General features: G+C 31.4%; 19 protein-coding genes and 1 tRNA gene. 12 read left to right on the top strand and 8 right to left on the bottom strand.

All coding sequences use genetic code 11. The annotated features are described in order from the left end of the window. Window positions 1–17: 17 nt before the first annotated feature. Window positions 18–1,322: a cryptochrome/photolyase family protein gene (locus tag LY08_RS04170; protein WP_111659178.1), complete on the top strand. Its 1,305-nt coding sequence runs from the start codon at window positions 18–20 to the stop codon at window positions 1,320–1,322. A gap of 159 nt (window positions 1,323–1,481) precedes the next feature. Here LY08_RS04170 and murA read toward each other — a convergent pair whose 3' ends face one another. The 3 genes from murA to LY08_RS04155 form a co-directional block, all read right to left on the bottom strand. Next, window positions 1,482–2,798 (bottom strand): UDP-N-acetylglucosamine 1-carboxyvinyltransferase, encoded by a 1,317-nt coding sequence (murA, locus tag LY08_RS04165; protein ID WP_111659177.1) that lies wholly within the window; start codon window positions 2,796–2,798, stop codon window positions 1,482–1,484. A gap of 8 nt (window positions 2,799–2,806) precedes the next feature. Then, complete coding sequence (locus LY08_RS04160; RefSeq protein WP_111659176.1) at window positions 2,807–3,460, bottom strand: DUF4290 domain-containing protein; 654 nt, start codon at window positions 3,458–3,460, stop codon at window positions 2,807–2,809. Between the two features lie 71 nt (window positions 3,461–3,531). Continuing rightward, complete coding sequence (locus tag LY08_RS04155) at window positions 3,532–3,825, bottom strand: DUF493 family protein (protein ID WP_111659175.1); 294 nt, start codon at window positions 3,823–3,825, stop codon at window positions 3,532–3,534. An 88-nt stretch (window positions 3,826–3,913) separates the two neighbouring features. Here LY08_RS04155 and LY08_RS04150 point away from each other — a divergent pair, with 88 nt between their 5' ends. The 5 genes from LY08_RS04150 to LY08_RS04130 all read left to right on the top strand — a co-directional run bounded on the left by LY08_RS04150 (window position 3,914) and on the right by LY08_RS04130 (window position 8,449). Further along, window positions 3,914–4,456, top strand: coding sequence for an AAA family ATPase (locus LY08_RS04150; RefSeq protein ID WP_111659174.1), 543 nt, complete (start codon window positions 3,914–3,916; stop codon window positions 4,454–4,456). After that, complete coding sequence (locus tag LY08_RS04145) at window positions 4,456–6,357, top strand: RecQ family ATP-dependent DNA helicase (RefSeq protein ID WP_111659173.1); 1,902 nt, start codon at window positions 4,456–4,458, stop codon at window positions 6,355–6,357. Before LY08_RS04150 ends, LY08_RS04145 begins: the two co-directional genes overlap by 1 nt. Further along, window positions 6,354–7,304: a methionyl-tRNA formyltransferase gene (fmt, locus tag LY08_RS04140; protein WP_111659172.1), complete on the top strand. Its 951-nt coding sequence runs from the start codon at window positions 6,354–6,356 to the stop codon at window positions 7,302–7,304. Before LY08_RS04145 ends, fmt begins: the two co-directional genes overlap by 4 nt. A 192-nt stretch (window positions 7,305–7,496) precedes the next feature. Then, entirely contained in the window at window positions 7,497–7,769 is a 273-nt protein-coding gene (locus LY08_RS04135) for an HU family DNA-binding protein (RefSeq protein ID WP_013870774.1), read from the top strand. 119 nt (window positions 7,770–7,888) lie between these two features. Next, window positions 7,889–8,449 carry a YqgE/AlgH family protein gene (locus LY08_RS04130; RefSeq protein WP_111659171.1) on the top strand — a complete coding sequence of 187 codons (561 nt, stop codon included), beginning with the start codon at window positions 7,889–7,891 and terminating at the stop codon, window positions 8,447–8,449. Here LY08_RS04130 and LY08_RS04125 read toward each other — a convergent pair. Both LY08_RS04125 and LY08_RS04120 read right to left on the bottom strand, forming a co-directional pair. Continuing rightward, window positions 8,446–9,288, bottom strand: coding sequence for an aminotransferase class IV (locus LY08_RS04125; protein WP_111659170.1), 843 nt, complete (start codon window positions 9,286–9,288; stop codon window positions 8,446–8,448). The two genes, LY08_RS04130 and LY08_RS04125, sit on opposite strands and share 4 nt — an antisense overlap. A gap of 52 nt (window positions 9,289–9,340) precedes the next feature. Next, complete coding sequence (locus tag LY08_RS04120; RefSeq protein ID WP_111659169.1) at window positions 9,341–9,727, bottom strand: START-like domain-containing protein; 387 nt, start codon at window positions 9,725–9,727, stop codon at window positions 9,341–9,343. 142 nt (window positions 9,728–9,869) lie between these two features. Between LY08_RS04120 and LY08_RS04115 the strand changes: the two genes are divergently transcribed. Next, window positions 9,870–9,943: transfer RNA gene (locus LY08_RS04115), tRNA-Met, on the top strand. 60 nt (window positions 9,944–10,003) lie between these two features. On the opposite strand, the gene LY08_RS04110 is transcribed toward LY08_RS04115, so the two are convergent. From LY08_RS04110 to LY08_RS04100, 3 genes are read right to left on the bottom strand one after another with little or no spacing between them, the layout of a single operon-like run. Next, the gene (locus tag LY08_RS04110; RefSeq protein ID WP_111659168.1) at window positions 10,004–12,517 is read right to left on the bottom strand and encodes a TonB-dependent receptor plug domain-containing protein; all 2,514 of its coding nucleotides are present in this window, start codon (window positions 12,515–12,517) and stop codon (window positions 10,004–10,006) included. Further along, window positions 12,501–13,412 carry a FecR family protein gene (locus tag LY08_RS04105; protein ID WP_111659167.1) on the bottom strand — a complete coding sequence of 304 codons (912 nt, stop codon included), beginning with the start codon at window positions 13,410–13,412 and terminating at the stop codon, window positions 12,501–12,503. The genes LY08_RS04110 and LY08_RS04105 overlap by 17 nt, the downstream gene beginning before the upstream one ends. A gap of 46 nt (window positions 13,413–13,458) precedes the next feature. After that, window positions 13,459–13,983 (bottom strand): RNA polymerase sigma factor, encoded by a 525-nt coding sequence (locus LY08_RS04100; protein ID WP_211305916.1) that lies wholly within the window; start codon window positions 13,981–13,983, stop codon window positions 13,459–13,461. Window positions 13,984–14,083: 100 nt separating this feature from the next. Between LY08_RS04100 and LY08_RS04095 the strand changes: the two genes are divergently transcribed. From LY08_RS04095 to LY08_RS04075, 5 genes are all read left to right on the top strand, one after another. Further along, on the top strand, window positions 14,084–14,275 hold the full coding sequence (locus tag LY08_RS04095) for a hypothetical protein (RefSeq protein WP_111659165.1): 192 nt from the start codon (window positions 14,084–14,086) through the stop codon (window positions 14,273–14,275). Window positions 14,276–14,344: 69 nt separating this feature from the next. After that, window positions 14,345–15,418 carry a hypothetical protein gene (locus LY08_RS04090; protein WP_111659164.1) on the top strand — a complete coding sequence of 358 codons (1,074 nt, stop codon included), beginning with the start codon at window positions 14,345–14,347 and terminating at the stop codon, window positions 15,416–15,418. Window positions 15,419–15,461: 43 nt separating this feature from the next. Beyond that, window positions 15,462–15,941 carry a hypothetical protein gene (locus LY08_RS04085; RefSeq protein ID WP_245907546.1) on the top strand — a complete coding sequence of 160 codons (480 nt, stop codon included), beginning with the start codon at window positions 15,462–15,464 and terminating at the stop codon, window positions 15,939–15,941. A 300-nt stretch (window positions 15,942–16,241) separates the two neighbouring features. Further along, window positions 16,242–19,694, top strand: coding sequence for a M14 family zinc carboxypeptidase (locus LY08_RS04080; protein ID WP_111659162.1), 3,453 nt, complete (start codon window positions 16,242–16,244; stop codon window positions 19,692–19,694). A gap of 237 nt (window positions 19,695–19,931) precedes the next feature. Continuing rightward, a complete protein-coding gene (locus LY08_RS04075) occupies window positions 19,932–25,214 on the top strand; it encodes a LamG-like jellyroll fold domain-containing protein (protein WP_111659161.1) in 5,283 nt (1,760 codons plus the stop codon). Window positions 25,215–25,459: the final 245 nt, after the last annotated feature.

Raw genomic sequence — 25,459 nt, 5'->3', positions numbered from 1 at the left:
TAAACATTCCAACTAATTTGAAAAAACAAGTAAACATATTCTGGTTTAGACGCGATTTAAGATTAGATGATAATCTTGGCTTTTACAAGGCTTTAAAATCTGATTACCCAGTGTTACCCATATTTTTTTTTGATAAAGAGATATTAGATAAATTACCAGAAGACGATGCTCGTGTTACCTTTATTTTTGAAACGCTTCAAGACATGCGTAACACACTACAAGACCAGCACAACAGTAGTTTAGCGATGTTTTATGGTACGCCAAAAAACACATTTAAACAACTAATTGACGATTACCAGATTAATACTGTGTTTACAAATCATGATTATGAACCTTACGCTACAGAACGAGATAACTCTATCAAATCGTTATTAGAAGACCATAATATTGAGTTTAAGACCTATAAAGACCAAGTTATTTTTGAAAAAGATGAAGTCGTAAAAAAAGATGGTGACCCTTATGTAGTCTACACACCTTATATGCGTGTTTGGAAAGAGAAATTTAAATCTCACGATCTAGAAATTTATTACACCAACTCTTATCTGGATAACCTTATAGAACACACCAGATTACCTAATGTAAGTTTATCTGATATGGGATTTAAAACATCATCTCAACAGATTAAAGATTATACTGTTACACCTACATTAATTCAAGAGTACGAAGCGACTAGAAATTTTCCTGCTAAAGACAACACGTCTAGGTTAGGACCACATTTACGATTTGGAACAGTTAGTATCCGAAAAATGGTAAAAAAAGCTATAGCTGAAAAAAATGAAATCTTTTGGCAAGAGCTAATTTGGCGTGAGTTTTTTATGCAGATCTTATGGCATTTTCCACACACCAAAGAGGAAGCGTTTAAAGCTAAATACGACCGTATAGATTGGCGTAACAACGAAACCGAATTTAAAGCGTGGTGCGAAGGAAAAACAGGTTACCCTCTTGTAGATGCAGGTATGCGACAACTTAACCAAACAGGGTTTATGCACAATCGTGTGCGTATGTTAGTGGGTAGTTTTTTATGTAAACACTTATTAATTGATTGGCGATGGGGAGAAGCTTATTTTGCTGAAAAACTGCATGATTATGATATGGCTTCAAATGTTGGAAACTGGCAATGGGTTGCTGGTTCTGGTGTAGATGCTTCACCATATTTTAGAATCTTTAATCCTACTACACAAATAGACAAGTTTGATAAAGACCATAAGTACATCAAACAGTGGGTTCCAGAATACAAAACATCAAACTATCCAGAGCCTATAGTAGACCACAAAGAAGCTAGAGAACGTTGTTTAAAGGTTTATAAGGAAGCGGTTGGGTAGAATCTTTTAAATAAAATTAACTTGTGATAGTACATTTAAAGATTGAATGAAACAACAAATTGAAATAAGTTGAGAATACTACCTCTTAATTCCGCCTAAGGATATAAAAAAAGCTTCAATTAAAATTGAAGCTTTTTTATGTGTTTTATTTATAGTTTTTTAGTTCCCTTCAAAACGTTCAATCTTTGCTCCAATCGCTTGAAGACGCTCAACTATTTTTTGGTAACCTCTATCTATTTGCTCGATGTTATGTATGGTACTTGTTCCTTTTGCAGATAAAGCTGCTATTAGCAAGCTAATTCCAGCTCTAATATCTGGAGACACCATAGTTGTTGCTTTTAGTTGCGATTTAAAATCGTGACCCATAACGGTTGCTCTGTGTGGATCGCATAGGATTATTTTTGCTCCCATATCTATCAATTTATCTACAAAAAATAAACGACTCTCAAACATCTTTTGATGCACTAGCACTTCTCCTCTAGCTTGTGTAGCAACTACCAAAACAATGCTTAATAAATCTGGCGTAAATCCTGGCCAAGGTGCATCTGCAATTGTTAGTATAGAGCCATCAATGTAGTTTTGTATCTCGTACCCATTAGTGTGTGCAGGAATATGTATATCGTCTCCCTGTTTTTCGACAGTAATACCTAGTTTTCTAAACACGTTAGGGATTTGACCTAGGTCGTCCCAACTCACATTTTTAATGGTCAATTCGGATTTTGTCATAGCAGCTAAACCAATCCAACTTCCAATTTCAATCATATCTGGTAGCATAGTATGCTCTGTTCCGCCTAAGCTATCTACTCCTTCAATGGTTAATAAATTAGAACCAACACCAGATATTTTTGCTCCCATTCTATTCAGCATTTTACATAACTGCTGTAAATAAGGCTCACATGCTGCATTGTAAATGGTTGTTGTACCTTCTGCAAGGACTGCAGCCATCACAATATTTGCAGTACCAGTTACAGATGCTTCGTCTAACAACATATCTGTACCGATTAGCTTATCTGCTTCTACACCATAAAAATACTCTTCACGATTGTATCTAAACTTAGCACCTAGATTTATAAACCCTTCAAAGTGCGTATCTAAACGACGACGTCCAATTTTATCACCACCTGGTTTTGGGATATATCCTTTACCAAAACGTGCTAATAAAGGACCAACCATCATAATAGACCCTCTTAAACCACTACCTTCTTTTTTAAAATCGGCAGTTTGCATGTAGTCTAAATTTATTTCGTCTGCCTGAAAGGTATAAGTCCCTTCAGATATTTTATTAACCTTAACACCTAAATTACCTAATAAAGCTATTAGCTTATTAATATCAATAATATCAGGTATATTATTTATGGTTACTTTTTCTGGAGTTAGTAAAACTGCACATAATATTTGTAATGCTTCGTTTTTTGCGCCTTGAGGTTGGATGTTTCCTTTTAATTGGTGCCCACCTTCAATTTTAAATGTTCCCATAAATACGTTTAATATCTTTTTCGGTTTCGGTTTTGGTTATTGCTTTTCTTATTAGATCCTTTTTTATTGCTTGTATATTTTTTTCCGCTAGACGCTTTCATTAAACGTGAAGCATCAGTAAGATCTTCTTCAGAATTTTTTAAATTAATTTTTCCACCAGATAACTCATATAAATGATCGTAAATCACGTCGTCCTCTACAGTATCTTTATTCCAATTTAAAAAACATTTTTTCATGTGGTTAGCAATGGTATAGACCAAAGCTTCTTTCATCTCTCCTTCTTCCCATGTATTAGCAACGTCTATCATGGTTTTTATATTGTTACCGTAAAAACGATACTTAGGAAAGTTTTGTGGGTATTTTAAAGGTTCTGGTTTTTCAGACAACTCTTCTTTAGATGGGACACCAAATGGTGAATCTGCATCTAATTCAAAATTAGACATGATAAATAATTGATCCCAAAGTTTATGCTGAAAATCTGGAACATCACGTAAATGTGGTTGCATATTTCCCATGACTGCAATTATAGACTTAGCTAATTTATTGCGTTCTTCTTTGGATTCTTGTGTTTTTGCGTAGTTAATCATTTTTTGAATATGGCGTCCATACTCTGGAATAATTAAATGTTCACGCTCTGTGTTGTACTCTATGTCGTCTATCAAAATAAAAAAAGTGTAGAATTTATATGTGTAGCATCGTAGTTATTAATGCTTGTGCAAAATACAAAAAAAAACTAAAGGCTAATGACTCCTTCTACTTTTTCTGTAACTTCTAAATACTTTTCAATAACATGGTCGGGATTTTTCATTCTCACATTTACAGAAACGCTAGTATACTTTCCGTTACTAGATTCTTTTGTTTTTATAACTGCTCCCATATTATCAAAAATAGTTTCTACTTGAGTAATTTTTGTATGACTAGAAATCACAATAAATTTATATAAATACTCGTTTGGCCACATCGCTGTGTCCTGTAATTGAGATTTTAATTTTGAGTAAAACTCTTCTTGATTAGGTGTATTTTTCATACTAAAATTATAAGCAACAAATATACCAAATTGTTTAGATTTTTTTTTAATGAATTAATTTCGGATTTTTACACTTAAATTATGTCATTTGAAAGCAAAAAAAATAGTTATTACAGGAGGTCCAAGTACTGGTAAATCGGCAATTATTAACGAACTAACCAAAAGAGGATACACTTGCTACGAAGAAATATCAAGGCAAGTAACCCTTGAAGCTAGAGAAAAAGGGATAGAACAATTATTTTTAACCGACCCATTACTGTTTAGCAAATTACTACTAGAAGGTAGAGAACAACAGTACTTTGAAGCACAACATAGTGATAGCGAATTTGTGTTTTTAGACAGAGGAATACCTGACGTTGTGGCATATATGGATTATGTAAACGAAGACTATCCTGAAAATTTTACAGAATCTTGTGCGTTAAATACTTATGATTATGTCTTTATTTTAGCACCTTGGCAAGAAATATACAAAAGTGATGTAGTGCGTTATGAAAGCTTTGAGCAAGCTAAATTAATACACCAACATTTACTTAATACCTATAAAAAATACGATTACAATTTACAAGACGTTCCGTTTGGTAGTATCGAAACCAGAGCGCAACACATTTTAGACGTCGTAAAAGCCCTATAATGGCGCATCCAATAAACATATTAGAACGTTATTGGACTTACACCTCTTTTAGACCTTTACAAGAAGATATAATTAATGCTGCAATAAAAGGTGAAGACACCTTTGCTTTATTACCAACTGGTGGTGGAAAAAGTGTCTGTTTTCAAATTCCTGCGTTGGCTAAAGAAGGAATTTGCATTGTTATTTCTCCCTTAGTCGCATTAATGAAAGATCAAGTTAATGCACTTCAGAATAAAGGTATTAAAGCAATTGCGCTTACTAGCGGAATTTCAAATTCTGAAATAGACACCTTGTTGGATAATTGTATCTATGGTAATTATAAGTTTTTATACTTATCTCCAGAGCGTTTGCAACAAGAATTGGTTCAGGACAGAATTAAACAAATGAACGTTAACCTTATTGCTGTTGATGAAGCCCATTGCATCAGTCAATGGGGAAATGATTTTAGACCGTCTTATAAAAACATTTCTATTTTACGTCAATTACATCCAACAGTAAACGTTATTGCATTAACTGCAAGTGCAACACCACAAGTCATTGAGGACATTATTACAGAACTAGATTTTATAGCTCCAAAAGTATTTAAACAATCTTTTTACAGACCCAATATTGCATATATGGTTTTTGAAGAAGAGGATAAATATTTTAGGCTAGAAGCAATTCTTAATAAAAACCCTCAATCTTCCATAATTTATGTTAGAAACCGAAGATTAACCCTTGAAATAAGTCAATATTTAGAACAAAAAAATATTAGTAGCACTTATTACCATGGTGGATTAAATAACACTGTTAAAGATCAACATTTACAGGATTGGATGCATAACAAAAAACAAGTGATTGTTGCTACTAATGCTTTTGGAATGGGTATTGATAAGTCTGATGTAAAAACAGTGATACATATTAATTTACCAGATAGTATAGAGAGTTATTTTCAAGAAGCTGGACGTGCTGGACGTAATCAAGCTAAAGCATATGCAGTAATCTTGAAAAGTAAAAATGATGATACTGTTTTAAATAACCAGTTTTTAAACGTTTTACCTACTGTAGACTTTGTAAAAACTGTGTATAGAAAATTATCAAATTATTTTCAAATCTCTTATGGTGAAGGTGTTTACCAGACTTTTGATTTTAATTTTAACGATTTTTGCAAAACCTATAAGTTTAATACGGTGACCACCTTTAATGTGCTTCAGATTTTAGATAAATCTAGTATAATAACTTTAAGTAAACAGTTTAATAAACGTATAGAAGTCCAGTTTATAGTTTCTAGTGGTCAACTTTTTAACTATTTAGAATCTCATAAAAGTTTTGAAATAGTAATCAAATCTATTTTAAGGACTTATGGTGGTATTTTTGAGCATAGTACAAAAATTAATAGTAGTTTAATTTCTGATAAAACCGGAATGCAAGAAGATAAATTAATCAAGGTACTAGAACAATTGGAAAAAGATACTATTATAGAATTAAAAATTAATAAAACAGACGCTCAAGTTACCTTTATTCAACCAAGAGAAGACGATAAAACTATCAACAGAATTGCAGGTACTATAGAACAACAAAATACCTTAAAGCAAAATCAAATTAAAGCAGTACTAGAATACGTTAATAATAACGACACCTGTAAAAGTGTGCAATTACTAACATACTTTGGTGAAAAAGATATAAATGACTGCGGAATCTGTTCTGTATGTATTTCAGCGAAAGCGAAACAAAAAATTAATACCAAAGCAGTAAAAAACAACATTATTAAAACTTTAGAAACTGGCGACAAATCATCTAAAGAATTATATAAATTGTTACCTTATAATGAAGATTCTATAAACAACACTTTAAAAATGTTGTTAGAAGAAGATATAATTGAAGTCACCAAAACAAACCGTTACAAATTAAAACACATATGAATAAAGACCTAAGAATTGTATTTATGGGAACGCCAGATTTTGCTGTCGCGACCTTAAAAACCATTTTAGAACATAATTATAATGTTGTTGGTGTAATTACAGCACCAGACAAACCAGCAGGACGTGGACGCAAACTGCACGAATCTGCTGTAAAAGTTTTTGCTAAGGACAAAGGCTTAAACATACTACAACCTACCAATTTAAAAAATGAGGATTTTTTAAAAGAATTAAAAGCTTTACAAGCTAATCTTCAAATAATTGTAGCTTTTAGGATGCTGCCAAAAGTAGTTTGGGACATGCCTAAACACGGAACTTTTAATTTACATGCATCTTTATTACCAAACTATCGTGGTGCAGCACCAATTAATTGGGCAATTATAAACGGTGAAACCAAAACAGGAGTATCTACTTTTTTTATTGACGAAAAAATTGATACTGGCGCAATGCTATTACAACAAGCAATAGAGATTGATCCAACCGAAAATGCTGGAAGCTTACATGACAAACTTATGGATATAGGAAGCCACTTAGTAATAGACACTATAAAACTGATTGAAAAAGGAAACATAAAAACGACACCTCAACCAGAAGATGCTATCTCTAAAACTGCATACAAATTAAATAAGGACAATTGCAAAATTGATTTTACAGATACTATTGATAATATATATAACAAAATAAGAGGATTAAGCCCATATCCTGCAGCTTGGTGCGAATTACACAACAATAATGAGATTTTAGACATTAAAATTTATAAAGCTGAGAAAGACATTGAAACCCACAATTTGGAAATTGGAACTATTATAAGTGATAAAACAACACTTAAAGTTGCTGTAAAAGAGGGATTTATAAAAATATTAGAACTTAAGCTTCCAGGAAAACGAACTATGGATGCAAAATCGCTTTTAAATGGATATAATTTTAATAAAGAGGCAAAACTACGCTAAACCCTTAGTATGACTGATATTATAATAAATTAGTTAAAAATGTGCTTCTTTATTAACAAATGTTGCAAGTTATCAACAAATCTATGGGTTTTCCTTGCTATTACTTGCATAGTAGCATAATCCGTATAAATTTGTAAAGGATTTAACAAAAACTGTTAATCAACTTATTTATTAATAATTAAAATTAAAATTATGAACAAAACAGATTTAATCGATGCTATGGCAGAACACGCAGGAATTACTAAAGCAGCTTCAAAGAAAGCTTTAGAGTGTGCGTTAATCGAAATTGAAGGAGCTTTACAAAAAGGTGATAGAGTTTCTTTAGTAGGATTTGGTTCTTGGTCAGTATCTAAAAGAGCTGCAAGAGACGGAAGAAACCCACAAACTGGAAAAACTATTAAAATCAAAGCTAAAAACGTTGTTAAGTTTAAAGCTGGATCTGATTTAGCAAATGCTGTAAACTAGTTTTTGTTTAAAATAACTTAAAAAGCCTTCATTTTGAAGGCTTTTTTTTGTTATATATCGTACTAATTATTGTTTATTCAATAATTATATGCTACATTTAGATAACAAATCCTTTTAAAATGACTACAGCTAAACCAAAAAAAGGTGATTTATTAATAGCAGAACCTTCTATTATTGGTGATATGTCTTTTAATAGATCTATTGTACTTTTAACAGATTACAATAAAGAGGGTGCTATTGGTTTTATCTTAAATAAACCTTTAAACTATACTATAAGCGATTTAATACCAGAACTAGACGCCTCATTTAAAGTTTACAATGGAGGTCCTGTAGAGCAGGATAATTTATACTTTATACATAAACGTCCAGATTTAATACCTAATAGTGTAGAAATATCTTTAGGAATATTTTGGGGTGGTGATTTTACTGTAGTTGCAGAATTGATAGCAGAAAATAAGCTAACTGCAAACGACATAAAATTCTTTTTAGGGTATTCTGGTTGGGAAAGCAACCAATTGGACGAAGAATTAAAGTCCAATGCATGGGTTGTAACCAAAAACAACTACAAAAAAGACATTATAGAAAAAAACTACGAATCTTTTTGGAAAGAAAAAATGGTAGAACTTGGTGGTGACTATTCTATTTGGTCTAATGCACCAGAAAACCCAAGCTATAACTAGCCTAACCTTACCTTTACATTTAATTTTTGCAATAACAATTTTGCAACATCGTTTTTAAATTGTTTTTTCCTGTATTTAGTTATAGGTTGAATACCTTGTATAACATTAGTTATAAATAATTCGTTAGCTTTTTGTAATTCAAACGGAGATATTGGAGATTCTTCAAGACTATATTCTGGAATTAAATTAATAATATCTATTAATTGTTGTCGCAAAATGCCTTTTAAACAACCTTCAGACAAAGGTGGTGTTTTAATCACTTGACCTTTAACCAAAAACACGTTTCCATTAAGAGCTTCTACTACACTTTTATTAGTATTTAGTAACAGACAGTTGTCTAACTTATTTTCTTTTGCATATACGCTACCAATAACGTTAATAGCTTTATTGTTTGTCTTTAGAGTTGACAACAAACTTGGTGACAAATAATGATCTTTGTATAAATCTACTTCATATTTTTCTTCATTTAGAAGATAAAAATCAGCATCTATTTTTTTTGCGCTAATTATAAAATTAACATCATTAGATTCTGGTAAATATAAACCACCTGCTACTCGATCTATTTGAATTTTTACACGTGCTGAATCTGTCAATAAATTATTAGCTTCTAAAGTCTTTTTAATTTCTTCTTCAAAATACTCCATAGTAAACGTCATAGGTATTTCCATACGCATAATACGCATAGATGCCATCAGTCTAAAATAATGATCTTCAAAAAACAATAATTTACCATGTACTGCTTTAATAGTCTCAAATAGTGCGTCACCATAGGCATATCCACGATTATTATTAGACAATATTGTTGTGTTTTCTTGAAGTATTCCGTTAAAATTTAGCATAAAAAAAGTCCTATTTTTCAATAGGACAAATATACTTTAATTGAGTGTATTTTTAAGCCGAACCTAAGACTTGTTTTAAATCTGATATCTGGTTGGTCCAAAGCATTTTAGCTTCATCTACTTCATCTTCTTCCGCAAAATCGGTTATCATTACAGATACATCTTTAGTAATTTCGTCTACTTGAATTCTAATTTCAAAATAGTAAGGGTCATCTTCATCCACTAACCACTTAAATTTTACACGTTCACCAGATTTTTTTGTAATTAATTTGGCTTGCTCTTCTGATCCATCCCAAATAAATTTAAATACCTCTCCTCTAGAGTTTACATTATCTGCAAACCATTCTGACAGTCCAGATGGTGTTGATATATATTGATATAGTAATGATGGTGATGCATGTATAACAAACTCCATCTCGTACTTAATTTTATCTTCCATGTAATTGTAGTCTTGTGTTTTTATTGATGTCCAATATATACATTAATTAATAAGTTTAGAAATACTTTTAAATAAAAATTTAAATTCACATTTATGTTTGTATGCAATAAATATGTTTTTATATTTGCACTCTCAAAATTATGGCGAGGTAGCTCAGTTGGTTAGAGCGTCGGATTCATAACCCGGAGGTCACGAGTTCAAATCTCGTTCTCGCTACAAATTAAAAACGGTTTAGATTTTTCTAAACCGTTTTTTTTTATAGGTATAATTACTTTCTTAGAAATATAGTCTAATAGTTGCATTAGGTGTTATCCCTAGCGATTGTTGAACGGATTGGTTTATTTCATTATTCTTAATTCTATAAAACGTATTGACTTGGTTTTCTTTATTTAATATATTCCAAATAGATACTCCTGCTTTAGCTTTAACCTTATTAGAAATCTTAAAATCGTATTGAACCGAAGCATCTACTCTAATATAATCTTCAAGTTTTTCAGCGTTAGTCTCTCCAAAAATTATAGATTGCTCACTATTTGGATTAATACCTTCGGGAATTGTTATGGGTTTTCCTGTATGCCAATTTGCACCTATTGAAGATTTAAAGTTGTTATTAGAGTAGGACAACCCAAAGTTTGCTGCATGTGTAATATTAAAATTACTAGGAAAAGTACCATCTTCCAAATCTTTAAATTCATACAGATTATTCATTAATGAATAACTAAGCCAAGTATTGAAATGACTAAATTGTTTTCTTAAAAGTAGATCCAATCCTGTAACACTGTAGCTTCCTTTAGACTTTACAAATTCGTATTGATTTTGAAATCCTTGGCTTTGTGCTGTGATTCCGTCTACGTTTTTGTAATATCCATCGACACTTACTAGCCATTCATTTTTACTATAATTAACACCTAAAGATAGTTGCTGACTTGTTATAACAGGAATATCCATATTATTTGATAATTGCCACCTGCGTTTTTCTATACCTAAAAAATCATTTTGAAAATTTATGATTTGCGAAGTGTTTTGATGTTTAAACTCGCCTAAAATTTCAACAGTAAAATAATCTAAAAAGCGTTGACTAAAATTAAATCTAGGCTCCCAAATTTGCTTTTTAAATTTATCTAAATAATTATATCTAACACCCAAAACTAGGGTTGTATTTTTATTTAAAGTTGAATAATTTACTTGTGCAAAAGCACCATGTGTCCTAAGAACTTCTGATATTAAAATTCTAAAAACTGGTGTATCAACATCATCTAGATTAGTGATTTCAGTTTCAACAAAATGATAGCCTCCAGATAACTTCATAGTATTATTTAAACTATATTGTGTTTGTAGTTTTAAGCTAGTTTCGGACACTATATTTTCTTGTAAAAAGCGTTGAGACTCTAATACATTAGCGTTTACAGATTTTAATTTATAATCTGTTTCGTAAACTTCAAAAGTAGATTTAACTTTGGTGCTCCAAGTGCGTTTATAATATAACCCTCCAGCAATACTATTTTGATTTAGTTGACTTGTCCTAGATTGCTGAGTATTGTTAATTTCTGCGGTTTCATCAAATTGCAATTGATTAGAGACTGTTATAAAATTTAGTCTAATTTCATCGTTTTCACTTATTTTATATAACCAACGTAAAGAAGCATCATAAAAATCAAATGTTTTGTCCGAATTGATGGTATTATCTACATTGTTATCTACTTCGGTATTCTGAGAAATTCTTTCAAAATAATTATTGTAGGTTGGTGTATTTAATACCTCACTAACCGATTTTCTTCCTGCAACTTGTAACGATCCCATTTTACCGGTAGGCAAGTCTACAAATAAGTTTACATCTGTTAAATTAACACCCACATTTGCTTTAAACACATTATTAATGTTTTTGTCTGTTTGCATACTTATAGTACCAGAAACACCATCTGTATAGCTAACATCACTTCCATTTTTAAGTATTGAAACTTGCTGTGTAATTTGTGGATTAAACATAGAGATTAAACCAAAAAAATGTCCTGATTGATACATTTTAATATTATCCCATAAAATTAAATTCTGGTCATGTGCTCCTCCTCTAATATTTAAATTAGAGACGGTTTCATCAATGCTTTGAATACCTGGGAAAGACTGAACAGCTTGTAACACATCATTTTCTATAAGTCCAGGAAGAATGTCAAAATTTTTAAAATCTACTTTAAAAGATCCATCATTAAATTTATTAATTCCTGCAGTTATATAATTAGAAATTAAAACTTCAGATAAAAATTGAAAATCTGGTAGCATAAAAACCGAACCACATTCTGAAGTTAAAAACTGATTGTAAACTCTATTAATTGTTTTGTAGCCTAAATACCTAATGGTAATTAACTCTGAAGGCTTACTTATTTTAATTTTAAAGTACCCATTTACATCTGTTATTGCTACATCTTTAAATCCTTGTACAGTTGCTGATACTATGGGCTGAAGGTTATCTTTGTCTTTAAGGTAACCACAAAGAAAAAAGTCTTCTTTAGGCTTTACAATAACAATACTTGAATTATTTAAGGAAAATTGTAAAGGTGTTGTTTTTTCTAAATACACCAATGCCTGTTTTAATGAACTGTTTTTTGGAGGTGGTTTTAAAGTAATGGATTTAATAACATCTTCTGCATAATTAAACTGAACATTGTGTTGCTTTTGAAGGTTTTTGATAATAACATCTAAAGTCTGCTCTTTTTTTGCATCCTGAGCAATTAAGCTAACAGTACTTAAAAAAAACAGAGTGACAATAGCAATACCTTTAGTTATTTTGCCCATTAATATTGACTTGTTTCGATGACATTAATTGAAAAGTCAAATTCATTGGTTGTGTAATAGATTTTAGGGCATCCTCTAAATTACTGTGTGTAAAACCTCCTGTAAATAACCTATTGCCATCTACATTAATTAATGAAGCTTTTATATTGTATTGTCTTTCCAATTCTGCAAACACTTGTTTAATTGGAATTGCATTAAAAACACTAGTATTGTTAACCCATTCAGCAATTGTATTTATGGTTTTAGATTGTGTAAATTTTCCATCTAGCAATCGGTATACATCACCAGCTGTTAGCGTTCTAATAATAGTGTCTGACTTTACTTTAACAACCCCTTCAAAACATTGAACTTCAAAAAAATTGTTGCGCTGTTTTACATTAAACTGCGTACCAACAACAGTAACTTTTCCTTGACTTGTAATGACATCAAAAGTATTACCCTTTGCTACTTTAAAATAAGCTTCTCCATCAAGCTTTAATGTTCTGTTATCTTCCCATGTGTTTTTGTTATAATTAATAACAGATAACGCATTTAATACTACTTGAGATTGATCTGGTAAATCTATAGTTGTTTTCTGACTGGCTAATGTTTTAATTTCTGTGTTATTATTAGAGAAAATAGTAAAGTATACACCTAAAGCAATGACTATTACACCAGCTATTTTAAGCATTGGAGATAACCATTGTAGCTTTTTAACTGGTTTGTTTTGCGTCTTATATTTTGCTTTAAAAGTTTCAAAATCATCAATATTAGTAAAGGCTGATGCTTTAAACAACTTAGCTGTTTCAACAATCTCTTTATTAAAAGCATAGTCATCTAATTGCTTAAAAGCTTTTTCTTCAGCTTCAGTCAAGTCGTTATTTAACCATTTTTTTATTAGTAGCTCTTTATCCATTGATATCCTGTTTATTATATAACAACCTAAACCATTAAATTCCTGATTATTTTATTTTAAAACCTTCTAATTCTGTTTTAAGTATTTTAAAAGCACTATAAATTCTATATTCTATAACTTTTGAAGTTACACCCAAAATTTCTGCAATCTCACTATGTTTTTTTCCTTCAACTTTATTTAACAAAAAAGCGACACGATACTCTTCTTTTAAATTAGAAAGTACGTGATTATAACGTTCTAAAAATTGTTCTTTTTCTAATATAAATTCAGGCGACTCGTTAGTATAATGTTTGTGATTTAATTGTTGATGCTTTAACACTACTTTTTGGTGTTTAACCTCGTTAAGCATCATGTTGTTTGCTGTTGTAAATAAAAAAGATTTAGCTTTACTATAACTTATTTTTTTACAGTTATCCCAAAGCTTAATAAACGCATCTTGCGCTTTATCTTTTGGATTAAATTGTGCTCCATATTTATAGTATAAAAAATCACACAAATTTTTAGAGTACTTGTCATAAATACGTTTAAAAACTAATTCATCACAAATAGTTTTATTAATTTCTTTTTTCAACATCAAACATTTAATTGAATAAAGTTATATAAAAAAAATAAATAATTTTTCAGGGATTTTTAAATATGAGTTGTTATATATGTAAAGTAGGACTTTAAATATGATTTTAACAGATTTAGATAGTGAAGAGATCAACCAAATTGTAAATAATTTAAAAGATTATGAGATTGATCAATGTAGAATAAAAGTTATTAAACTAACTAATAGTTTAAAAGCTAATCCTAATCAACTATTAAATACAGTTATATTAAAAATTACATTAGAACGACTAAACCATCTTTTAACCACTTAAATTATTTTAAAGGAATTTTTAAGCTTTAGTTGTTACATTATAAAAACAATAACAATAAATAATATAGTTATGAAAACATCTCAAAAAGTATTTACCGCATGTATATTATTTGCTTTTATTTTGCTTAATTCTTGCAGAACAGAAGACATGGAAATTATAAACCCTCCAGAAGAGGAAACCCTAGTGGTAAACTCTACGGTTGCTAACCTTATGCAACGAACTGCAAGTAACGATGGTTCTAACGATAACATTATTGACAACTCAAATTGTTTTAATATTCAATTACCTGTTACTGTTTTTGTTAATGGATTAGAAATTATTGTAGATTCTGAATCGGATTTTGAAACCATTGAAGACATCTTTGATGAAATGGAAGATGACGAAGATACAATAACTATCCAGTTTCCTATCACTATTATTTTAGCAGATTATACTGAAGTTGTAATAAACAACTTAGACGAATTTGAAGATTTTTCTGATGACTGTAATGGAGAAAACGAATACGACGATGATATAGAATGTATCGATTTTCAATACCCAATTACCGTTTCTGTATATAATACAAATAACCAGTTAATAGAAACAATTACTATCAATAACGATAACCAATTGTATAATTTTATTGATGAAATTGATGAGGATGACATAATTAACATTCAGTTTCCAATAACTGTAATCTTATCGGATAATACCACCATTGTAATTAATAATCTAAGCGAATTAGAGAGTACCATCAATAACTATGAAGACGATTGCGATGAAGATGATGATTACGATTATAATGATGATGACTGTAACAACTGTACAGATACACAACTTACAAGTATATTAACAGACTGCACAGATTGGTTTGTAGATGATTTAGAACGAAACGACAATGATCTAGCAGACAATTATGAAGATTACCTATTTAACTTCTCAACAGATGGACTTATTACTGTAACTTCTGGAAATGGTAACTTTTCTGGAACTTGGTCTGCTACAGGGTCAGGTAATAATATAACGGTAACAATTGATATTCCGGGTTTGACAGATTTTAATGATACTTGGAATCTTCATGAAATTGAACAAGAACCAGGTGAATCTAAAATAGAATTAAGATTAGGAGATGATGAATTGGAATTTGAAAGCGATTGCTCTTAAATGAACAAAAAACGATATATAATTAATCCAAACACCTAAAATTATGAAACATATATTTTACATCGGGATACTTCTTATGTTAAGTTTCTCTTTAATGTCATTTAATTGCTCAAATGACGACGACAACAATAACCCTAATGACGATAGTCAACAAATTGCCCAAATACAAAGTACCGCTATAAGCGGAACTTGGATAGTGTCCAGTTATATTGATTCTGGACAAGATGAAACTAATGACTTTAGTAATTATCAATTTACTTTTGGTACAGATGGTATAATTACAGCAGATAATGGTACTAGTTCTTTAACTGGAACTTGGTCTGTAACTACTAGTAATAATGATAGTAGTAGTAGTAGTAGTGATATCGATTTTAATATCTTTTTTCAAGTACCCGACACTAGTGTATTTGAAGATTTAAATGACGATTGGGATATTTCAAGCTACTCAGATACAACTATAAGTCTTACAGACGTAAGTGGTGGAAACGGTAGTACGGATACTTTAATATTTGTAAAAAATTAAGTCTATCGATAAAAACTTGATTAATCCTTCCCTTAACAAGGATTAATGTTTTGCCCCCTTTTTTTGATTGATAGTAAAATTGCTCTAACCGCTTTTGGTTAGAGTAATTTTTTTTGATAAAACCATAAAATTTATGTATTTCATCGATAAAAAATGTATTTTGTAGTTTACTGATTATCAATTGCTTACATGATATTAATGCATTTTATCGTATTTTTTTGCTTTTTAAGGATGTTTTTAAGATTATTTTATTTAGTTTAGCACTCTAATTAATCGCTTAGATACCTCAAATCTAAAAACATGAAAAAAATTACTTTATTAATTATTTTAGCATTAACATGCACTTTTACTTTCTCTCAAGTACAAGAAAAAATTTCAAAAATTAGTATCACTCATCCAGACGAAGGAACTCTGCGTGTCATGGCTTCTCAGGGTTTAGATTTATCTTGTGGTGCTGCACATGATGAACATGGAGATTTAACTTTAGAGTTAACTTCGCAAGAAATTAATGTGCTAAATAGTAATAACATACAATACAAAGTTTTAGTAGATGACTTAACCAAAGACTATTTAGAAAGGTCTAGAAAAGAAAAAGCGACTAGAAATACTACAAACCGTCAACAGGCTCAAACTAATACAGTTAATCAAGCTAGAGCATCTGTTTCAAGCGTTATACAAGATAATATTATACAACACTATGGACCTAACGAAATTAATTGGGTACAACCTACTAATTTTCAATTAGGTACAAATATGGGAAATTGCTTAACTATAAGCGAAGTACTTGCAGAATTAGACGCTATGAATGCTGCTGATACAAACAATATTGTTTCAGCAAGACAAGATGCCTCATCAACTGGTCAAAAGACTTGGGGTAATCCAGCAAATACTACACCCAACCCACTATACCCTTATACTGCACCTGCTTCAAATGGAATGCCAGAATTTAGTGAACCAGAAAACTATATTGGTCAAGGGACTTCTAGATGGGATCCTCAAACAATTAATTATGTTAGAATTACTGGTAATGAAAGCTCAACTCCAGAAGGTACTAAACCACAAATATTATATACTTCTATGATTCACTCAAGAGAAGTAAGTGCGTTGATGAATAACATTTACTTTATGTGGTACCTTATTGAAAACTATGGTACTGATCCTGGAGTTACTGAATTAGTTGATAATAACGAATTATATTTTGTACCAGTTGTTAATCCTGATGGATTACGTTGGAATGAACATTTAAGTCCTGGTGGTAATGGATCACAACGTAAAAATTGTAGACCAAATACAGGTAGTACTTCAAACTCAACATCTTTAAGAGGTGTAGATTTAAACCGAAATTTTGATTATTTCTGGAATTATAATAATATAGGGTCTAGTGGATCTCCAACTTCAAATACATATAGAGGTCCTTATGCAGCTTCAGAACCTGAAACACAAATTATGGTTGACTTTATAACTAACCGTAATTTTAAAACTGCAGTTTGGAATCACTCATATGCAAATTCTGTACCTCATCCCTATGGTGGAATACCTACTCAAGCTTCAAATAGAGAAGATGAGTTTTACAGATGGCATGAAGAAATGACAAGATATAACAGGTATTTATATGGAGCTACTATATTTTACGAGTCAAATGGTTTACCAGATGACTGGATGGCAGGAAGTTATGATGATGGTGTAAACCCACCAGTTCCAGATGATAATGGCTCTCTTGGATCTGGGCAAGGAATACTAGGTACAACTCCAGAGCACGGAAGTTCTGGTCAAGGATTTTGGCCATCAGATGCTGCAGTATATCTACATGCAGAACGATCTATGAGAATTTCATTTGCTACCGCTTATTATGGTGGTAAATATGCAAAACTACATGATTTAACTCAAAGTAATATTAACGGAACTACAGCTAACATAGACTTTGGAATTGAACGAATTGGGCAAACCCCAAGTAATTTTACAGTAACAGTTACTCCAATCTCAACAAATATTACCGGAGTTACACAAGCTGGCACAGAAACTGGTATGTCTGCTTTAGAACAAAGAACAGTTACTGCACAATTACAATTAGCAAATGGTATTCCAGCAAACGAAAAAATAGAATATAATGTCAAGTTATCTAATGATAATGGAATAATTTATGAAGCTAATTTTGAAAAATATTACAATCCTACCCTAATGTTTGATCATAATCCAGATATAAATGGTATTTCTGGTTGGACTCAATCTGGTGGTTGGAATAACTCATCTGTAGATGCTTATTCTGGTACTAATGCGCTAAGAACAGGTAACACAGTACCTTACGCTACCAATAGTACAAAAACATTAACTACAACTAATAGTTATGATTTTACAAACTCTGATGAAGTAATTATCCAATTTTACACTAAATGGGATTTAGAAAGAAACTATGATTATGTAGAAGTGTTAGCTTCTAAAGATGGTACAAATTGGCTACCTTTAAGTGGTAAATACACTAAACCAGAAGCAACTAGTAGTACAACAAGTCATGACAATAAAAGTACTGGTTCTACATTTCAATCTGGTAGTTCGGGTCAAGTTTATGATGGTGACAGAATGGACAACTGGGTTATGGAAGAGTTTGTAATAAACGCAGGTACAAATTCAACGTTTTTACAAACAGATGCTACTAATGTACAGTTTAGGTTTAACTTTAGATCTGATGCTAGTGATGTTTCAGAAAATTACTCAACAACTTCTGATGGATTTTTTATTGACGATTTTAAAATAATTAGCTTACAAATACCATGTGTTACTGACGTACCTACTAATGTTACTGTAAGTGCAATTGGTGCTTCAGAAGCTACAGTATCTTGGGATGCAATACCATCTGCAACTTATGACTTAAGATACAGAGAAACAGGCACAAGCACTTGGTTAACTGTACCAGATATAACTTCTGCTAGTTTTACAATCATTAATTTAATGGCACAAACACAATATGATGTTCAAGTAAGATCAAAGTGTGATACAGCTACATCTGCATATAGTGCTACAGTTAATTTTACAACAAGTCAAATCACTTATTGCGCTTCTCAAGGAACTAATATTAATGATGAATATATTGGACGTGTACAATTAAATGATTTGGATAATGATACTTCTTCAAGTACTACTTCTGGATATTCAGATTTCACATCAATGGTAGTGGATTTAACAAAAAATACAACACCTACAATAACTGTAACAAAAATTTGGACAGGAACTTTATACAATGAAGGTGTTGCAGTTTGGATAGACTTTAATCAAGATGGAGATTTTGAAGATGCTGGAGAGCAAGTTGTGTCTAGCAATCCAAGTCAAAACGTTGTTAGTGAAAACATCACAATACCATTAAGTGCTTTAACCGGATTAACAAGAATGAGAGTTTCAATGAAATATAATGCTGTACCAACCAGTTGTGAAACGTTTACTTATGGAGAGGTTGAAGATTATACAGTAAATATTAAAGAACAAACTTTAAGTATTCAAGAAAACACTTTAGACAATTTAAATATTTATCCTAACCCTTTCAAAGAGAGTATCAATATTAAATTGCCAAATCAAATTTCAAGTTATAATATAGAGTTATTTGATATAAGCGGTCGTGTTATTTATAATTCTAAAAAATTAAACGTATCAACCAATACAATTAATATTAATAATTTGGGTAGCTTATCTAATGGTACTTACTTATTAAAAATTACCGACTTAGATAAAAACAAATCAATTATCAAAAAGTTAATCAAGTAATCATATTAACCTTGTAACTATTATAAAAGAGCTGAAATCAAAATTTCAGCTCTTTCATTTTTACAACCTATTAATGTTAAAAATTATTATGTATTTAAAAGATTATTATTGTTTTTTATCGGTAATCGTTGAATTAAACTTAACATAAAATGCATTTTAGCGATTAAATTTGCATTTTACAGATATTTGTGTTAGGTTTGTCCTTTAATTAGTCCTCAATCTATAACCAAACCTATTATGAAGAACTTTTACTCTTTAATTATAATTGTACTTTCCCTGTGTTTTTCAGGTTCTAGTCAATTATTTTCACAAACCACAATAGCGTCCTATAACTTTAACACAGATTTACAAGGCTGGACAGCTGCAGGTAATGATGCTGGAACTGTCACAGATGCAGCTTGGGCTTGTGAAGCAGCTGGAAGCGTGTTTTCTAAGGATGATGATACATCAAATAACAGACTAACATCACCTACTTTAGACTTTTCATCTTATCAAATTATAGATCTTACTTTATGTCATAAAGCAACTACTAATTTAGATTCTGGAGAAGGATTTATAGTTGAATATAATAATGGATCTGGTTGGACAACAGTTGCCACTTTTAATAGAGACACACACTTTAGTGGTGTTGGTAGTGGAGAACCACATAATCTTCAAGTTACTTTAGATAATGCAACATATGCATTTACAAATAACTCAAAGTTTAGATTATCAGGAACTGCAAATGCAGATGATGAATACAATGTTTTTGATGATGTTTTAATTGAAGGTCGTGATGTTACTTATTCTAATGTTACAGTTTCAGTGGATTGGCCACTTTATGCGTATGAAAATTCGGTTTACATTTATGCTCCTGATGGCACTTTAATAGACTCTATTATTGGTACAGGAAATAGCTACAACACTACTATTAACTTAGGGTGTTTAGAGGATTTAAGCAACTACTATTTTGTAATGTATGATACTTATGGAGATGGTTGGAATGGTACTGATAATATTACTATAACATCTTCTGGAAATACAGTAGTTAGTCAAAATGGAAATTTTGCTACTACAACAGGAAGAACAATGTTTTTTGGTGTTTATGGTGGAATTTGTGGCGGAGAGATAAATGTAGTTAGTAGCGGTACAGATATAGTCGATGGAAGCACTACTCCAACAAATGATAACAATACAGATTTCGGACAAGTAGATTTAGGATCTACTGTAACAAGAGTATACACTATTGAAAACTTAGGAGGTTCAACATTAAATTTAACAGCTCCATTAAGCCCATATATTACTATAAGCGGATTAAATGCATTAGATTTTTCAATTTCAGTTGCGCCAACAAATACAATAGCTGCTTATAGTAGTACAAATTTTAATATAGAGTTTACTCCATCTGCTGCTGGTGTAAGAACAGCTACTATTACAATAGCCAATGATGATGCAAATGAAAACCCATACAATTTCACAATACAAGGTACTGGAGTTACACCTTTAGCTAACGGACCAGGTGGTGTTGTTTCAAATTTAAAAGTATGGTTAAAAGGTACTGATGGATTATCATATACAGATGGCCAAAGCATTAGTATGTGGAATGATCAAGGAAGAGGTTTTAATGCTACTGTAAATACAGCTGGTCAAGAACCAACCTTTTATGATAATACAACCCAAAATATTAACTTTAATCCAGTAGTAGGATTCGATAATAACCCTAATTCACCTTACGAAACAGACCCAACTGTAACACCTCAACAATATCTTGAAGGTAATGCAGGATTTTATACTCAAGAAATGTTTATTGTTGCTATTCCAGAAGAAACTGTTAGTAGTACTTATGGCGCTATGGATATGTTTTGTGGTGACGCAGACAACTCAGATAGCACAGATAAAGATGTTTCAGGATTAGGTTGGGGAGGCTTTACAGACAGAGTTGATGATGAAGTCATAACTTTTGCTATTAGTGGTACACCAGACCCAAACCCAGTTGATTTATCTGAGAGAGGTTATGGTAAAGCACATACTAGCACAACAGCAACTTACTCTAACGCTGGTATTATAAATGCTAGAAATAACTCTACCTCTGCTCCAACAGCACAAGATTTATACTATAACGGTGTAAATATTGGAAATGGAGAATCTGGTGTTCCTCAATTTGCTAATGTAAACGATTCAAGATTTTGGATAGGGCGTAGTCAAGCTTATAGAGGAAGTTTTAATGGAAGAATTGCAGAGATTGTAACCTTTTCTAATACTTTAAATGATGCTGACCTAACAGACCAAAGAAACAGAGTACAATCTTATTTGGCTGTAAAATACGGAATCACTTTAGGTGTTAATGGAACCTCTCAAGACTATGTTGATAGTGATGGTACTGTAATATGGGACCAATCTGACAATTTAGGTTTTAATTACGATGTAGCAGGTATAGGTCGTGATGATGTTGCCAATTTAAACCAAAAACAATCTAGTAGTATTAATAATGCAACTGACGGAACTGGTTTAATAGAAGGTATACTTACCATAGGACTTACAGATATATATGACACTAATAATTTAAACAAAACCAATAATTCTAACACTTTAGATGACAAGTCTTATTTAATGTGGGGAAATAATAATGCTAGCTTAGATGCAACTCCTAATACTGTAGCTGTAGACATGAGTGCTGGTATCCCAGGATTATCTACACCTGTTAGCTTTTTAGGTATGCAACGTGTATGGAAAGTTGTAGAAAGCGGTAGTGATATTGGTGAAGTTAAAGTATCTATACCTCAAAATTCAGTAAGAAACATTAACCCTCCAGGAAACTACTATATGTTTGCTTCAGATACACCAGTATTTGACCCAACTGCAGATTATAGAGTAATGACTATAAACGGTTCTAACCTTGAAGCAACCTATGACTTTGATGGTACAAAATATATCACTTTTGGTTATGCACCTCAAACAATTGTTGAGCGTTCAGTATATTTTGACGGAAGTGGTGATTATATAGACATGGATGATAACTTTGATTTAAACTCAGGGTCATTTACAATATCTGCTTGGATAAACAGAACAGCGTCTTCTGCTAATAGTTCAATAGTTTCTAAAAGAGATGTTGCTTTTACAGAAGGATACGATTTTAAAATTAATGCATTTGGTAGATTAGAGTTTTCTGTTAGAAACGGAGTTTCTACACAAACCGTTACCTCTAACACTACAATACCTGTTGGAAAATGGCACCAAGTAGCAGTTATTTATGATGGTGGAACTGCAAATTTATATATCGATGGTATATTTGATAATGACGCCTCAGTAGTTACACCAAGTAATACAGATCAATCATTCTTTGTAGCTGCTGCAGGAAAAACACTTCCTGGCGCTTTCTTTCAAGGAAATATTGACGAAGTAAGAGTTTGGAGTACTGCATTAGAAGAAGATCAGTTACACTTTTTAATGAATCAAGAGCTTGAAGAAAATGCAAATTTTGTTAATGGTAAAATTATACCAACAAACATTACTAAAAATGATGCTGCTTCAATACCTTGGTCTAACTTAGAAGGATATTACCCAATGTCTATTTACACCTACACAAATACAGATGACGAGTCAAACAACAGTCGTCAAGGTGCATTAAGAAATTTAAATACAGTAGATTACCAAACTGCTCCATTACCATACAAGAGTACAACCAATGGAGATTGGGACACTAACGCTTCTTGGGCAAATGGTAGCGTACAAAACATACCTGGTTCTGCATCTATTGTTGACAATACAAAAACAGTAAATTGGAACATTGTAGAAACAAGCCATAATATAACTATGGACAACAGTAGTTTACCTACTGCTAATAATAACAATAGAACAGTATTAAGTTTAGACGTAAAAAGTAACAAATTATCGGTTTCTGGTGACAATAGTTCAGATACAGGAAACGGATTAACTGTATCTCATTACCTAAAACTTGACGGAAAAATAGATTTACAAGGTGAATCTCAATTAATACAAACAGAAGATAGTGATTTTGATGTCACAAGCACAGGAACATTAGAACGTGACCAACAAGGAACCAGAGATGTATTTACATACAATTATTGGTCATCTCCAGTTGGTGTTAGTAATGCAACTACAAATAATAATTCTTACACACTACCACAAGTATTTAAAGATGGTACAGACCCTAATAACCCTGTAAATATCAACTTTATAACAAATGGTTATAATGGTACTTCTGGATCACCAATCGGAATAGCAGATTATTGGATTTGGAAATATTCAAACCAATCTGGAGCTTATGCAGACTGGCAACATGTAAGAAGTACAGGTAGCCTACTTGCTGGTGAAGGATACACTATGAAAGGTGTTACTAATACAAGCGGAAATGTAACTTTAGAACAAAACTATGTTTTTGAAGGTAAGCCTAACAACGGAGACATTTCACTTCCAATAACAGCTGGAAACGAATATTTAGTTGGTAACCCTTATGCTTCTGCTATAGATGCAGATAAATTTATAATGGATAATGCACCTACAATTGAAGGTCCTGGTAGCACAACTGGTACACTTTATTTCTGGGAACACTGGGGAGGAGGATCTCACAATTTAGGAGATTATCAAGGTGGTTATGCAACGTATAACTTATCAGGTGCAACTCCTGCAGCAAGTTACGGTACTAATGACCCATTAGTAGCAACTGGTGGAACACCTGTAAAACTTCCAGGACGTTATATTCCTGTATCTCAAGGATTCTTTGTAAAAAGCGAAAACACAGGTACAGTTAAATTTAACAATAGCCAACGTGTATTTGAAAAAGAAGGTACATCTTCTGTATTTGTAAGAACAAGTTCTAACAACGTTTACAATGGTGACAATAGATTAAAAATTAGATTAGGATTTAACTCTGTTAACAGTTTACACAGACAATTATTAGTTACAGAAGACACTAATGCAACACCAGGTTACGATTGGGGTTACGATGGTGTTAATAACGAAACACAAATGGACGACCTATACTGGATGGTAGATAACGATAAATACATCATTCAGGGTACTAACCAAATTAATGCTTCTACAATACTTCCATTAGGATTACATGTAAATAGCAATGGAACAAATACATTTACTGTAGACGCATTAGAAAACGTACCTAACGATTTACAAATTTATATCTATGATGTTGTAACAGATACATATCACAATATCAAACAAAACGATTTTTCTATAGACTTAAATGCAGGTGAATACTTAGATAGATTTGAATTAAGATTCAGTCAATCTGGAGTATTATCTACAGAAGATTTTGAATTTGAAACAAATATCAATGCGTATTACTCTAATAACAACAATACTATAGTTGTAAGCAACCCTAAGTTAGAAAACGTAAAAGAAGTTTCACTATACAACATATTAGGACAAAAAATAATTTCTTTTGACGAGTTTGAATCTTTAGATTTAATAGAATTGAAAACAAACCCATTAAGTACAAGTACTTATATATTAGAAGTTAAAACCGATGAAGGTAAACTATCTAAAAAAGTTTTAGTTGAATAAAAGAGCCCCAAATCTACTTTATTCTTAACTAGATAAAAAACCCGAAACAATTGTTTCGGGTTTTTTTGTATACAATAATTAAAATATATACTTTTAAACAACGTTTAAATGTATTTCATCGATTATTTATTAAAATATCATAAACTTAAATGCGTTTCATCGAAAATATTTGCATTTAAGCTAATAATAGAATAGTTTTAGCCTTGAATTAAAATTAGTCCCCAAACTAAGTCAAAAATTCCTGC

The sequence above is a fragment of the Olleya aquimaris genome (genome assembly GCF_003259525.1).
Taxonomy (GTDB): Bacteria; Bacteroidota; Bacteroidia; order Flavobacteriales; family Flavobacteriaceae; genus Olleya; species Olleya aquimaris.
The sequence above is the reverse complement of the archived record's forward strand: the minus strand, read 5'-3'. Positions and strand labels throughout refer to the sequence as shown.